Raw genomic sequence first — 13,831 nt, forward strand, 5'->3', positions numbered from 1 at the left:
TTTCATTCTAGTAAGCGCTATAGCTGTGTTGGTAATTTTAACAGTGTTTTACAAAAAAAATAATGTAATAAAAAAAAATTACTTGCATAAGTTGTTTTAAAATTATTAAATTAGCGAACTATAAAAATTTTCACAGATGCAGATTAAAAAGAATCCAAAAGCAAATCTAGAAAACTATACCAAGATATTTATGCAGTTAGGTTTAGTTTTAGCACTTTTGATAGTGTACTTAGCTATTGAAAAAAAGACATATGATAGAGTTATTGGTGATTTAGGACCAGTGGTTTTAAACATGGATGATGAAGAACAAACAATAGAGATAGAGCAAGTTAAACCACCAGAGCCAAAAACTCCACCGCCACCAACACCAGATAAAATCGAAGTTGTTGAAGATGAAGTAGAAGTAGAAGAAACTGTAATTGAATCTACAGAAACAGATGAAGATGAAGCTATTGAAGTAGAAGAAATTATTGAGGTTGAGGAGGAAGAAGAAGTAATGGAAGATGTGCCTTTTGCAATTATTGAAGATGTGCCTATTTATCCAGGTTGTAAGGGTTCTAAAGCAGAATTAAAGGCTTGTTTACAGGATAAAATCACAAAACACGTAAATAGAAAGTTTAACTCTGATTTAGCATCCGATTTAGGTTTGGCTCCAGGAGTTAAAAAGATTTTTGTGATGTTTAAAATTGATAAAAATGGTAATATTACTGATGTAATGGCGCGTGCACCTCATAATAGATTAAGAGATGAAGCTATTAGAGTAGTAAAATCTTTACCAAAAATGATTCCTGGTAAACAGAGAGGACGTCCGGTAGGTGTTAAATACAGTTTACCAATTGCATTTAAAGTTGAATAGTTGCTATAATAACTAAAGTTATAAATTAAAAGCCATCTTTAAAAGATGGCTTTTTTTATTCTGAATTATTGCAAAAAGTAAACAAAACGTATTAAAATTCTTTTTTTATATTTGTTTAAAAGCTGTTGATATGAAAAATGTTTTAATTCTTTGTTTTTTTTTAGTAGTTGATCAAATTACCTCCCAATCTATAATAGTTAAGGATACAATTACTAGATCAGCTGAAATTATTTATTCTGTTAATGGAAATAAGGTGTCGTTCAATCCAGAAACACCAGAACTTAATCAAATAGCCGGAGCACCTAAAGCTTTTTACACGTATTATTGGGAGTTTGGGGACGGTGATTATAGTTTTCAAGAAAACCCAAATCATACATATAAAACGAAAGGAACTTATAAAGTAAAACTTTCAGTAACTAATAATTATGATGATGGAAAACCACCAACAACACGTCCAAAAGAAATAACATTTAATAACACTGCTTCAGAAATTATTCAAAATGAAAGTCATCATTTGATAAGTGCTTATGGAGGTTTTAGATTGCAAACTAACCGAGACCCAATTCCTGAAGAGGAAATGCAAATGATACTTAGTTATGGTAATGAAAACCCGTTTCCAACAAATGGGAAAATTTATCTTTTTTTTAATGAGAAAAAATATAAGGATAAAAACTTTGATTTAGTTGATGTTAGATTGCATCATAATGAACAAGAAGTTTCTGAAGAAAATATTGCTTCAAATTATACTTCAAAAAAAGAGCTAATCCAAACTACAGGAATCACAACATTTATTGATGAAAAATTAATAGTTGTAGATACTTTAAAGCAAAATTTACCCTTAACTTTAGAAGAAGCAAAAGCATATTATCAAGATTTTAAAGTGTATGATTTTGACAATCTAGAGTCAAACGAAGAACGCAATATGTTTTTTACCTTTAAAACTACCCCTGAAATGTTAAAAGATACAAGTGCTGTAATTACAATTAGAAGTATCTACATTCCTGAAAGAGGAAATGACTCACATAAAGTACTAACTAAAGAAATGGAGATTGTAACTTCACACGATCCAAATAAAATGGCAGTTTATGATACACGTTTAAATTATAGATTGGTTAGGTTTAAGAGATTAAAATATAAAGTTCGTTTTCAAAATGATGGAGAAGGACCAGCTCGTTTAATAAAGTTAAATGTAGATGTTCCTGAAATGTTAGATAAATCCTCATTAAAAGTTATTGATATGTACCCAAAGTGCCCTATTTGTCCAGAAGAAGAGGTGCAATACAGTTGTTTGGATACAATTATTTCTAAAGATAAAATTTCATTTCAATTTAAAAACATTTACTTGCCTGGAACAGCTCAAAAAGGAGTGCATGATAAAGATTCAACAAAAGGGTTTGTGAAGTATTCAATGAAATTTGGAAAAAATTTTCACAAACAAAAATCTAAAAGTAGAACGGCCATTATTTTTGATAAAAATGAACCAATTATTACCAATGCATCTACTTCAAGGTTTTCTCCAGGAATTTCAATTGGAGTTAAAGCAGGTTATAATAGTTTTCCAGATTTAAACAATTCTGAATCTTATTTTTTAGGGGCTACTATTTCACCCTACAAATCATATAAAAAGTATTTGCAAGCCGAATTGATGGTTAATTCAATGAAGTTTTCTGATGCTACTAATTCAAATCAGGAGTTAGGGATTGTTGATTTACCTGATGGAACTATAATAGATAGTGCAATTAGAATAGATGAAAAAGCCATAGAAACAGCATTGTTAAACGTTGATATTGTACCTATTTCTTTTAGATATAATTTAAACGGAATAATAGGTTTAGGTGTTGGTTCACAAATTTCTTTTGATATAAATAGCGAAGTTACAAGCACAACAAAGTCTAATTATTATACTTTTTATAATAAACGAATTGGGGATCCTATTGAGGCTTTAAATAAAACAACAATTGATAAAACTAACAATTCATTTACAAATATTAATTATGGCATATTTGGAGATATTACGGTAGGAGCTTCTAGGATTGGACCTAGTTTAGGATTTCGTTATATCTATAACTTTCAAGAACCTAAAAAACAGCTTCATTTTTATGCAATTTGGAAAATATAAACGCAAATTATGTTAAAAAAATGGATGTTTTTAAGCTTAATATTGATTTCATTTCTTACGGTTGCTCAAACTTCAACAGATTACTTTAAGATTTTAAAAGACTCCTTAAAACAACAGAATAATTTTTCCGAATACATTTATGCACATTTAGATGAATTTGTGAAGAAACCAACCACAGAAAATTTAAACATTCTAAAAACTGTTGAAAATAGTTTATGGAGAAATCCAAAAACTACAATTGAAGCCACAGCTTTATTGTATTATTATGTTAATTATGCGTATTACCTAAAAAAGATGGGATTTATTAATGAATCGGTAATACACTACGAAAAAGCCTATAACTGTTATAAAAAAAATAAAATTCCAAATTACGATATTGTTGAATATTGTTTAAAACCTTTAGCAAATAATTATACTAGATTAGGTGATGCCGATAGGGCTGAAGATATTTTAAAAATATATATAGAACAAGCTCAAAAAAACAAAAATAAAAAGCATCTAGTTTCAGGATATTCAAACTTATCTATAGTATTAAGAACTAAAGGAGAGATTTTTAAGGCTAATAAATATTTAGATTTAGCATTAGAACTAACAAACTCCAAACAAAGTAAATCTTTCATTTATTCAAATATAGCCATCAATTATTTACTGATAAATGACTTAAAAAATGCTGAAAAATATGTGAGTTTGTCGAGTAAATTAAATGTTGAGAACGATTTAAAAATAACAGTTAAAAATGAAACCACTTTAGGACGCTATTTTTTTGAAAAAAATAAATTAGATAAAGCTTTGCATCATTTTGAGAAAGGATTTAAGAATGCTAAAACTATTTTTGGGAAAAATGATAGAGAAGTAGCAAAAGTAATGCTCCAAATTGCTGAGGTTTATAAAAGGCAAAATAATTATGATCAGTCACTGTTTTGGTATCAACAATCCATAAGCATTTTGTTGCCTAAATACTCTCCTAAAAACCCTAATACAAGTTTCTTTTATCCTGAAAACACATTAAAAGAAGCATTTGATGCGAGATCAATTATTTTTAGTGAAATTGGAGATTATGAAAGTGCTATTAAAAACTATGAATTGGCTTTTTTAATTGAAAATGAGCTCAGAGCAACTTATTTAACACAAAACTCGAAACTATTGCAGCAACAAGAGAATAGGGATAGAAGTGAAAAGTGTATAGAGCTGTGTAATAAATTATATATTGAAACTAATGAAGTAAAATGGATTGAAAAGGCATTTGAATTTGCTGAAAAAACAAAATCTGCTGTATTGTTGGAGGCCAAAGAATTGGCTATGGAAAAAACGTTGCTAAAAAATGATAGCATATTCATTAAAGAAAAAAACACCTTATTTGAAAAAGCACAATTAAATAAAAGTATTGCTTTAGAGGAACTGAAAGGAGAAAATGCAAACATCAATGTGCTTTCAAAATTAACATTAAAAAGAGATGAGGCGTTTAACGAATTACAATTAATTAAAGAGCAAATACGTATAAAATACCCAAACTTAAGTACTCAAAATAATGATGAAACACTATTGATAGAACTTAAAGAAAAATTGATTAAAAACAATGAACTAATTATAGAGTTTTTCGATGGTACAAATAATATTTACGTATTTAGTATTTCAAAAAATGAACCTATAAAACTACATACGATACCAAAAAGTGAAAAACTAATAAATGAAATCAATCACTTTTTAAGTTTTTTTGAAGATAGCAGAGGTGTAAAACTTCAAAATAATATTCAGCAGTATAAATTATTGGGATACCAATTGTTTCGTAAATTTTTTAAGGCTGAACCATATAAAAATGTTATTTTAATTCCTGATGGGCTGCTTTCATTTATTCCATTTGATGCGCTACTAACTAAAGAAACTGAGGATGTAAATTTTGGTTCACTACCATATTTAATTAAATCAACCACAATAAATTATTCATATTCTGCAAAAATCGCACTGCAAAATTTAAAGACAGCTGATAAGTTTACAAATGATAAAATACTCGGATTTTTCCCCATTTTTGAACATAATTATAGAGGGTTAACGGAACTTGATTTTACCTTAAAAGAAGCAAGTAATATTAAAAATGTTATAAATGGTGATTTTTTTATAAAATCTAACGCTACAAAAAATAATTTTCTTCAAAATAGTCATTTGTATCCAATAGTTCATTTATCTACTCATGCATTAGCTGGCGATAATTATTCGCCACCTTCAATTGAATTTTATGATGAAACCTTGTATTTACCAGAAATTTATGGATATAATTTACAAACAAACCTCTTAGTTTTAAGTGCTTGTGAAACTGGAGTGGGAACACTTCGAAGAGGTGAAGGAGCTATAAGTATGGCTCGGGCATTTTCTTATGCAGGTGTTAAAAGCTTGATAGTTTCTTTATGGAAAGTGAACGATAAAGCAACAGAAATATTAATGACTGATTTTTACAAAAAGTATAAAAAATCAGAAAATAAATCAGCATCTTTACACAATGCTAAATTAGAATATTTAAAAAATGATGAAATATCTTCGTTAAAAAAGTCTCCTTATTATTGGGCAAGTTTTGTGTATTTTGGAGATTCAATAGTTGATGATAAGAAAACTTTTTATATAGAATGGTTAGTACTTATTGGAATTATATTTGCAATTGGATATTTTCTTTTAAAAAAGAGTAGATTTGACTCCAAATAAACAATGAATGAAATTAAAGAATCTTCTTTTAAGACAAGGGTACACAAAGGTTAAACTTAAAAAGATTAACACAAATCATTTTGAACTGAAAGCTAAAATAAACAAAGTAAAAGGTAAGTTTATCTTAGATACAGGTGCTTCAAACTCATGTGTTTCAATAGATTTGGCTGATAAGTTTCATTTGGAATTACAAGATTCAGAAACGAAAGCAGCTGGTGCTGGTGCTATAGGTATGGAAACTAAAACATCTTCCAAAAATAAACTTGAATTGAAAGAATGGAATTACAATAGTTTTAATTTAGTATTGATTGATTTATCGCATGTAAATACCGCTTTAACTGAACATAATGCTGATGCCGTAGATGGCATAATTGGCGCCGACATTTTAGAAAAAGGCAGTGCTATAATTGATTATGAAACAAAAAGTTTATATTTAAAAAAGCTAGTTTATAAATACTAGTTAAGCAGTTTTAAATCTCCAAGTAAGAATTCCGCCTACCATAAGTGTGTCTCTTTTTAGGCATTTACCATAGTGCATATTAATAAATAAGTTATTTGACAAAACATAACTTAGACCTCCCACAACTAAGTTAGAAGTTAACTCTTTTTCGGCAATCACACCATTATTTTCTATAAATAGTTGAAATTTGTTAGTTAAGTTATAGCCAAGGTTAGAAACATATTGAGTTGACTTAGATTTATCTGAACCAATAAAATACCTAAAATTATAATTTAGAATAATTTTTTCAGAAAGCTTATTAGACATGTTTATTGAAAACAAGTGAGCCATTCTTTTAATGATATCATTTTCGTTAAAAGGAATTATTGACCTATATGTGAAAGAAGTTTCAGGAATAATTTTATTTCTTTCCAATATATTTACCACAGTCCCTAATTGAATTTTTTTGATATGGAAATTGGAGGAAATTAATTCATTATTATAATAAGAAGATTCACTGTTGAAAGGAGTAACCATTTGTAGTTCAACACGTTCATTAAACCCATATCTAAACAATGCGCTAGGCAACGACCATGATGTTGATTTTTCTAACTCATTTTTTTGAATAGTTTGAAATGAAGCTAGTTCAACTTGAAAAATATCCTTATTAACAATGTTAGAATATATTATTGTTTGCGCATTAGTTTTCAGGAAAAATAAGGATGTAATAAGTAGTAAATTAAAAGAAAATGTTCTCATTAAATTGTAATTATAACTGTAGGACAAAGCTAATTTTAACTAATTTTAAAAAGAATGACAATTATCAATAATGTAAAAAATAAATCATACATAGCTTTTAAATTATCATATATACAATAAAAATATTATAAAAATAGTAAAATCATATTGAAAATAGTATTAAAGTTTAAAAGCATATGTAATAATTCCGCCAACATAAAACATATGATGGTTAATTCCATTGGCGATAGATATATCTACCACAAGATTCTGATTAAAGTTATAACCGCCTCCTAAATTTAAGTTGTGAGAAATTAATTTTTGATGATTAAAATCGCCAAAGTTTTCGATAAAAAAATGTATTTTAGAACTGGCTTCAAAAGTAAAATTTGCGATATAAAAACCTGATTTTGAGTTGTCGGTATTTTCAGCATAGCCAATATTAGAATTAAAAGTAAGTTTATTTGTTAGTGTGTTACTTAAATTAAATGAGCACAATTTGCCAACTTTATGTATTTCAAATTTTGAATCAGTAGGAAGTATTGCTCTAATCATTAAAGATGCTTCTGGAATCCAATTTTTTTCTTGCCATAAGTTTATTGAAAAACCAACCTGAATATCATCAAACTTATTTAAAGAGTGTATTAAGTGGTCATTTTCCCATAACCTTTCTTTAATAATTGGAGTATTTAATTGCAGTTCTAATTGACGCGTAATACCAAATCTAAATAATGCGCTTGGAATGCTTATTGATTCCAATTTAATAGATTTTTCTTTTTGTATGGTATATAGAGATTCTAATTCAATTTGCAATAAATTTTTTGCTATTGAGGAAGAGGGTTCTACTGTTTGAGCAATTAAACTATTTATAAATAAAACACTTATAATGAAGCTTAGTATAAATTTATACATTTTTAGTGGACGTTAAAAAATCAAGACAAATTTATTTTTATTAAGTCTAAATAAAAATGATTTTTATCACACTTCATAAAAAAAGCCTAAGGAATTTTCCTTAGGCTTTAAAAAAGTTTTTTATTATTGGTTTAAAGCTCTAAAGCTTTTTTAGGATTGTTCTCCATTAAAATTTCAATAGGGTTTTCTAGGGCTTCTTTAACAGCAACTAAAAAACCTACAGATTCTCTACCGTCAATAATTCTATGGTCGTAAGATAGGGCAACGTACATAATTGGTCTTATAACTACTTCTCCATCTACAGCAACGGGTCTTTCAACAATATTGTGCATTCCTAAAATACCACTTTGAGGAGGGTTAATAATTGGGGTTGATAACATAGAACCAAAAACCCCACCATTAGTAATTGTAAAAGTTCCGCCTGTCATTTCATCAACAGTAATTTGTCCATCTCTAGCTCTAATAGCTAAACGTTTTACTTCGCTTTCTACGCCTCTAAAACTTAAATTTTCAGCATTTCTTATCACAGGAACCATCAACCCTTTAGGACCTGAAACGGCAATAGAAATATCTTGAAAATCATGAGTTATTTTGTAATCTCCATCAATCATAGAATTTACATCAGGATACATTTTTAAAGCTCTTACAACAGCAAGGGTAAAGAAACTCATAAAACCTAAACTTACACCGTGTTTTGCTTTAAAATCGTCTTTAAATTCTTTACGTAAATCAAAAATAGGTTTCATGTCTACTTCATTAAAAGTAGTAAGCATGGCAGTATCATTTTTAACTGAAACTAGGCGTTCTGCAACTTTTCTACGAAGCATTGATAATTTTTTACGTTCACTACCACGTGTTCCTCCTGCTGGAGTTCCCATGCTTGGAGTTGCTTTTACAGCATCATCCTTGGTAATTCTACCATCTTTTCCAGTTCCAGTTATTTCAGAAGCAGAAATCCCTTTTTCAGCCAATATTTTTTTGGCAGCAGGAGATGCGCTTCCACTAGCATAAGTTTGTTGATGTTCAGTAGGTTTTTCTTCTGTTTTAGAAGTTTGTATAGGTGTTGATGCTTCGGTAGTAGTTTCTGATTTACCTTCGGGTTTTTTAGCATCCATATCAATTAAACACACAATGGCGCCAACTGCAACGGCATCGCCTTCTTCAGCTTTTAAAGTAATAACTCCACTTTCTTCAGCTGGTAATTCGAGTGTTGCTTTATCAGAATCTACTTCTGCAATTGGTTGGTCTTTTTCAACATAATCTCCATCTTCAACTAGCCAAGTTGCAATTTCTACTTCTGTTATAGATTCTCCTGGAGAGGGAACTTTCATTTCTAAAATCATCTTTCTGTAATTTTGATTTTTTTATCTTTTCAAAAAGAAAAGAATTTAAATTATTTTATTAGTTAGTTTCAAATACTTTGTCAATAATACGTTGGTGTCTTCTTTTAAATCTTGCTGATGAGCCTGCAGCTGGTACCGCATAAAAAGGCTGTGATGCAACTTCTAAATGAACCAATCTAAAACGTTGTAACATATAACTCCAAGCTCCCATATTTTCTGGTTCTTCTTGAGCCCAAACGTAGTTTTTAACATTAGGGTACTGGTCAATTATTTGCTGTAATTTTTCTAAGTGTAATGGGAATAATTGCTCAATTCTAACCAAGGCTATATCTTTTCTATCTAAATTAGTTCTTTCAGCTAACAAATCATAATAAAATTTTCCTGTACAAAAAACTAACTTTGTTACGCTTTCTGGATTTATGGTATCGTCAATAACTTCTTGAAATGAACCATTAGCAAATTCATCTAAAGTAGAAACCGCTAATGGATGACGTAATAAACTTTTGGGTGTAAAAACAATTAAAGGTTTTCTGTACGTACGTTTCATTTGACGGCGTAGCAAATGATAAAAATTGGCTGGAGTTGTACAATCTGCAACAATCATATTATCGATGGCGCATAATTGTAAAAAACGTTCCATTCTTGCCGATGAATGTTCAGAGCCTTGACCTTCATACCCATGAGGTAGTAAAACTACAATTCCATTTTGAAGTTTCCATTTATCTTCTGCAGCAGATAAATATTGATCAAATATAATTTGAGCACCATTACTAAAATCTCCAAATTGAGCTTCCCAAATAGTTAAAGTGTTTGGGTTTGCCATGGCATACCCATAATCAAAACCAAGAACACCGTATTCTGAAAGTAATGAATTGTAGATATACATTTGTCCTTGTTTATCATCAATGGTGTTTAAAAGATTGATGCGTTCTTCTGAAATTTCATCTCTTAAAATAGCATGTCGATGACTAAAAGTGCCACGTTCAACATCTTGACCAGAAATACGAACATCAAAACCTTCTTGCAGTAAACTTCCGTAAGCTAAGGTTTCTCCCATTCCCCAATCAATTTGATCGGTTTCAAAAACCATTTTATTACGATCGCGTAAAATTCGTTCTGCTTTTCTTAAAAACTTAACTCCATTTGGAACCGTTGAAACAACTTTAGCAATTTCTTTTAGTTTTGTTTTAGAATACGAAGTATTTTCTGAAATCAGCATGGCTTCAATACCTTTTCTGGCAAATTCTTGCCAAGTATCTTCCATAAACTCTCGTACTTTAGAAGTTTCAGCTTTTTTAGAAAGTTGGTATTCTTTTTCTAATAAATCTTTAAATTCGGCAATAGATTCGTTTAAATAATTAGCATTTATAACTCCTTCAGCGATTAATTTTTTGGCATAAATATCTCTAGGGTTGCTATGTTTAGAAATGGCTTTGTATAAGTTTGGTTGTGTAAAACGAGGTTCGTCACCTTCGTTATGTCCATATTTTCTATACCCTAATAAATCAATAAAAATATCACGTTTAAATTGCATTCTAAATGCTAATGCAATTTCTATAGCATGCACAACAGCTTCTACATCATCAGCATTTACATGTAGTACGGGTGATAGTGTTACTTTTGCAACATCTGTACAATAGGTGCTTGAACGACCGTCTAAATAATTAGTGGTAAAACCAATTTGATTGTTTACAACAATATGAATTGTACCTCCTGTAGTATAACCATTTAATTGGCTCATTTGAGTAACTTCATACACCAATCCTTGTCCTGAAATGGCGGCATCTCCATGAACAATAAGAGGAAGTAGTTTGGAGTTATTTCCGTTGTAGGTTTTGTCAATTTTTGCTCTAGAAATTCCTTCAACTAAAGGGCCTACAGTTTCTAAATGTGATGGGTTAGGAACTAAATTCATTTTAAGTTCCTTATTATTTTTAAGTGTTTTAGTGGTGGTTAATCCTAAATGGTATTTTACATCGCCATCAATAGTTTCATCTTCAAAATCTTTCCCTTCAAATTCACTAAATAATTCACGAATAGGTTTTCTGAAAATATTTGTCAAAGTATTTAAACGTCCTCTATGAGCCATTCCAAGCACAAATTCATCTACATCGTAGATTTCAGCAGCATTTCTAATAATTGCACCAATAGCCGGTATTAAGGCTTCACCACCTTCTAAAGAAAATCGTTTTTGGCCAACATATTTAGTTTGTAGAAAGTTTTCGAAAGTAACGGCCTGATTTAATTTTTGAAGAATGTATTTTTTTGCTTCTGCTGAATAATTAGGATGATTAGAATTTGGGTTTAATTGTTTTTGAAACCATTTAATTTCTTTAGGATTTCGAATGTACATATATTCAACTCCAATTGAATCACAATAAATGGTTTCTAAATGCTTAATAATTTCTTTAAGCGTGTTTTTACCCGAACCTACAATATTCCCAGCATCAAAAACAGTATCCAAATCTTTTTCAGATAAACCGAAGTTTTCAATAGCTAGTGTAGGAGTGTATTTCCTTCTTTCACGAACAGGATTTGTTTTGGTGAATAGGTGGCCTCGGGTTCTATAGCCATTAATAAGGTCTATTACTTTAAATTCTTTTAATACATTTTCAGGAACTTCAAATTCTTTTTCAGTGTCTTTTAATGTATATTTTTCGTTGGCAAAGTCGTATCCTTGAAAAAAACTTCGCCAGCTGGGTTCAACCGAATCAGGATTAATCAAATACTGGTCATATACATCAGCAATATGCCCTGAATGAACAGCATTTAAAAATGAAAATTTATCCATATTGTTAGTTAGTAGTCAATGTTTTATTATAATGCAACAAAAATACAACTTTTACCAAAACAACCATTTTAATTAAGCTAATTTTGCAATAATTATATTATTTGTAAATTTTAACTAAAGTTGTTGTTAAAGTAGTTTTAAGTAAGCATTTTTTAAGTGTTTATATGAGAACTTTGTAAAAATTTTAATGCTTTGTGGTGTTTAATAAATAAGTTATTTTCAAGGAGTTATATTGGTGTAAAAAAATAGCTTAAAAAAAAGTGTAATTTTTTTTAAAATTTCTTGCAAAAAGAAGAAAAGCTTGTATATTTGCACTCGCAAAAGAGAATAAATTCCTCCTTAGCTCAGTTGGTTAGAGCATCTGACTGTTAATCAGAGGGTCCTTGGTTCGAGCCCAAGAGGAGGAGCAACACAGAAAGACCTACAAAATGTAGGTCTTTTTTTATGGTTTAAACATATTTATGAAAATATTTGTACCAGTTTTAGTTATATTTTTTTCGGTTCATATTTCAAGTCAGGAAATTGGAAGTGTAAAAAAGGCCAATCATTCAATTAAGCTGGTAAAAACTTCTGACTCTTATTCTTTAATTTATTCAGATCTTTATACAATAAATCAAAATGCCTTCCAATTCAATTTTAAAGAAACGGTTTATAATATTATTATGGATGGATTTGAGAAGAATTCGGATCATCAAATTATCGTTCAAACGAATAATGATACCATTGTAAAATTTGAATTTAAAAAAATTAAAGGGCAAAAAATGCTTAAGATTAAACAAAATAATTTAACTGTTCAAACCTTTGGTGTAAGTACTTTTTATACCCAAAAAGATATCCTGCGATTATTTGGAAATTCAAACATTCTAAATTAAAAATGTTTAGAATGTTTGAATAAATTTTTTTAAAGATTAGTAATTTTTTTTCTTAGATATGATATTAATCATTATTATACTGAAAAATTCAAGTTACTTTTGACCCATAATACTCATTATTTAGCTTCTTTGAGTGATGAGTTTTTGATTTTTTTAGTTAGTAGTAAAAAAGGGAGTTTCAAAGACTCCCTTTTTTAATTTAGATTGTTTACTATTATAAGCTTTTAAAAGTAAAAAAATATTTTTAAATGTTTTATAAAGATTTAATTTCCAGTAAATAAGATTGATTTTAAAGATTTTTTATCTATATTTGATACTATATAACATAATTGAATTTTAATAAATTAATTATAATAATCAATTTAGGTTTTTATAATTTGTTATTAAATTAGATAATTAATGAGTAATATATTTAAGTTTTTACAACAAATTTTTATTTTTGTAAAACAGAATTGTTGGTATACTGTTCATTAAGTTAAGAGTAGCCAGAGGCATTATTAATCCCCACTTTCAATTATAAAATGTAGCGCTATGGTAAAAAAATTACTTAATCCAAAAATTTATGTATTTCTTTTTTCACTTTTTATAGGTGCAAATACTTCTTTGTATGCAAATTCATCAGTGCCTGATAATTATGTTGAATTGATTCCTGCTGTTGAACAAGAGTTGGATAATCCGTTACTTAATTTAGATGATTATTTTTTAAAGATTATAGAACCTAATTTAATTTACAATTTTAATAATTTAGATTTTTTAGATAAAAGTAGTTTAGCACCTATTGTTATATGTAGGAACATAACAGTTCAATTAGATGCAACTGGCAATGTGACTATTGCTGAAAATGAGGTAAATAATGGAAGTACAGGAAATGGAACACTTTCTTTTGATACGAATATAACAAATTTTACGTGTTCTGATGTTGGAACTCCTGTGAATGTAATTTTAACAGTAACTGATGACGATGGGTCAGGAACTTGTGTAGCTACTGTTACGGTTGAGGATGTAACGGCTCCGAATGTAATTACTCAAAACATAACAGTTCAGTTAGATACAACGGGCATTGTAAC

Annotated in this window: 10 protein-coding genes and 1 tRNA gene; 7 read left to right on the forward strand and 4 right to left on the reverse strand. The window is 29.1% G+C overall.

Features of this window, described 5'->3' with window-relative positions:
- Nucleotides 1-136 precede the first annotated feature (136 nt).
- From Q0714_RS13220 to Q0714_RS13235, 4 genes are all read left to right on the forward strand, one after another.
- Nucleotides 137-856: an energy transducer TonB gene (locus tag Q0714_RS13220; protein WP_298265834.1), complete on the forward strand. Its 720-nt coding sequence runs from the start codon at nucleotides 137-139 to the stop codon at nucleotides 854-856.
- 130 nt (nucleotides 857-986) lie between these two features.
- Nucleotides 987-2,975, forward strand: coding sequence for a PKD domain-containing protein (locus Q0714_RS13225; RefSeq protein ID WP_298265836.1), 1,989 nt, complete (start codon nucleotides 987-989; stop codon nucleotides 2,973-2,975).
- Nucleotides 2,976-2,984: 9 nt separating this feature from the next.
- A complete protein-coding gene (locus Q0714_RS13230) occupies nucleotides 2,985-5,669 on the forward strand; it encodes a CHAT domain-containing tetratricopeptide repeat protein (protein ID WP_298265838.1) in 2,685 nt (894 codons plus the stop codon).
- Nucleotides 5,670-5,676: 7 nt separating this feature from the next.
- Nucleotides 5,677-6,129 (forward strand): retropepsin-like aspartic protease, encoded by a 453-nt coding sequence (locus Q0714_RS13235; RefSeq protein WP_298265840.1) that lies wholly within the window; start codon nucleotides 5,677-5,679, stop codon nucleotides 6,127-6,129.
- On the opposite strand, the gene Q0714_RS13240 is transcribed toward Q0714_RS13235, so the two are convergent.
- The 4 genes from Q0714_RS13240 to Q0714_RS13255 all read right to left on the reverse strand — a co-directional run bounded on the left by Q0714_RS13240 (nucleotide 6,130) and on the right by Q0714_RS13255 (nucleotide 11,892).
- Nucleotides 6,130-6,867 (reverse strand): transporter, encoded by a 738-nt coding sequence (locus Q0714_RS13240; RefSeq protein ID WP_298265842.1) that lies wholly within the window; start codon nucleotides 6,865-6,867, stop codon nucleotides 6,130-6,132. It abuts the gene before it with no gap.
- Between the two features lie 159 nt (nucleotides 6,868-7,026).
- Complete coding sequence (locus Q0714_RS13245; protein WP_298265844.1) at nucleotides 7,027-7,758, reverse strand: transporter; 732 nt, start codon at nucleotides 7,756-7,758, stop codon at nucleotides 7,027-7,029.
- A gap of 131 nt (nucleotides 7,759-7,889) precedes the next feature.
- Nucleotides 7,890-9,101 (reverse strand): 2-oxoglutarate dehydrogenase complex dihydrolipoyllysine-residue succinyltransferase, encoded by a 1,212-nt coding sequence (gene odhB / locus Q0714_RS13250; RefSeq protein ID WP_298265846.1) that lies wholly within the window; start codon nucleotides 9,099-9,101, stop codon nucleotides 7,890-7,892.
- Between the two features lie 58 nt (nucleotides 9,102-9,159).
- Nucleotides 9,160-11,892: a 2-oxoglutarate dehydrogenase E1 component gene (locus Q0714_RS13255; RefSeq protein WP_298265847.1), complete on the reverse strand. Its 2,733-nt coding sequence runs from the start codon at nucleotides 11,890-11,892 to the stop codon at nucleotides 9,160-9,162.
- Between the two features lie 333 nt (nucleotides 11,893-12,225).
- Here Q0714_RS13255 and Q0714_RS13260 point away from each other — a divergent pair.
- The 3 genes from Q0714_RS13260 to Q0714_RS13270 all read left to right on the forward strand — a co-directional run.
- Nucleotides 12,226-12,299, forward strand: a tRNA-Asn gene (locus tag Q0714_RS13260).
- Between the two features lie 54 nt (nucleotides 12,300-12,353).
- Complete coding sequence (locus tag Q0714_RS13265; protein WP_298265849.1) at nucleotides 12,354-12,764, forward strand: hypothetical protein; 411 nt, start codon at nucleotides 12,354-12,356, stop codon at nucleotides 12,762-12,764.
- Nucleotides 12,765-13,295: 531 nt separating this feature from the next.
- A partial coding sequence (locus Q0714_RS13270) for a hypothetical protein (RefSeq protein ID WP_298265851.1) occupies nucleotides 13,296-13,831 on the forward strand: 536 nt, incomplete at its 3' end.

The sequence above is a fragment of the uncultured Lutibacter sp. genome, from assembly GCF_947493565.1.
In the GTDB taxonomy this organism is placed as follows: Bacteria; Bacteroidota; Bacteroidia; order Flavobacteriales; family Flavobacteriaceae; genus Lutibacter; species Lutibacter aestuarii.

Bases quoted from the DNA above. Each gene is read 5' to 3' on its own strand.
- Q0714_RS13220 (WP_298265834.1), top strand. From the start codon at position 137: ATGCAGATTAAAAAGAATCCAAAAGCAAATCTAGAAAACTATACCAAG.
- Q0714_RS13225 (WP_298265836.1), top strand. From the start codon at position 987: ATGAAAAATGTTTTAATTCTTTGTTTTTTTTTAGTAGTTGATCAAATT.
- Q0714_RS13230 (WP_298265838.1), top strand. From the start codon at position 2,985: ATGTTAAAAAAATGGATGTTTTTAAGCTTAATATTGATTTCATTTCTT.
- Q0714_RS13235 (WP_298265840.1), top strand. From the start codon at position 5,677: ATGAAATTAAAGAATCTTCTTTTAAGACAAGGGTACACAAAGGTTAAA.
- Q0714_RS13240 (WP_298265842.1), bottom strand. From the start codon at position 6,867: ATGAGAACATTTTCTTTTAATTTACTACTTATTACATCCTTATTTTTC.
- Q0714_RS13245 (WP_298265844.1), bottom strand. From the start codon at position 7,758: ATGTATAAATTTATACTAAGCTTCATTATAAGTGTTTTATTTATAAAT.
- odhB (WP_298265846.1), bottom strand. From the start codon at position 9,101: ATGATTTTAGAAATGAAAGTTCCCTCTCCAGGAGAATCTATAACAGAA.
- Q0714_RS13255 (WP_298265847.1), bottom strand. From the start codon at position 11,892: ATGGATAAATTTTCATTTTTAAATGCTGTTCATTCAGGGCATATTGCT.
- Q0714_RS13265 (WP_298265849.1), top strand. From the start codon at position 12,354: ATGAAAATATTTGTACCAGTTTTAGTTATATTTTTTTCGGTTCATATT.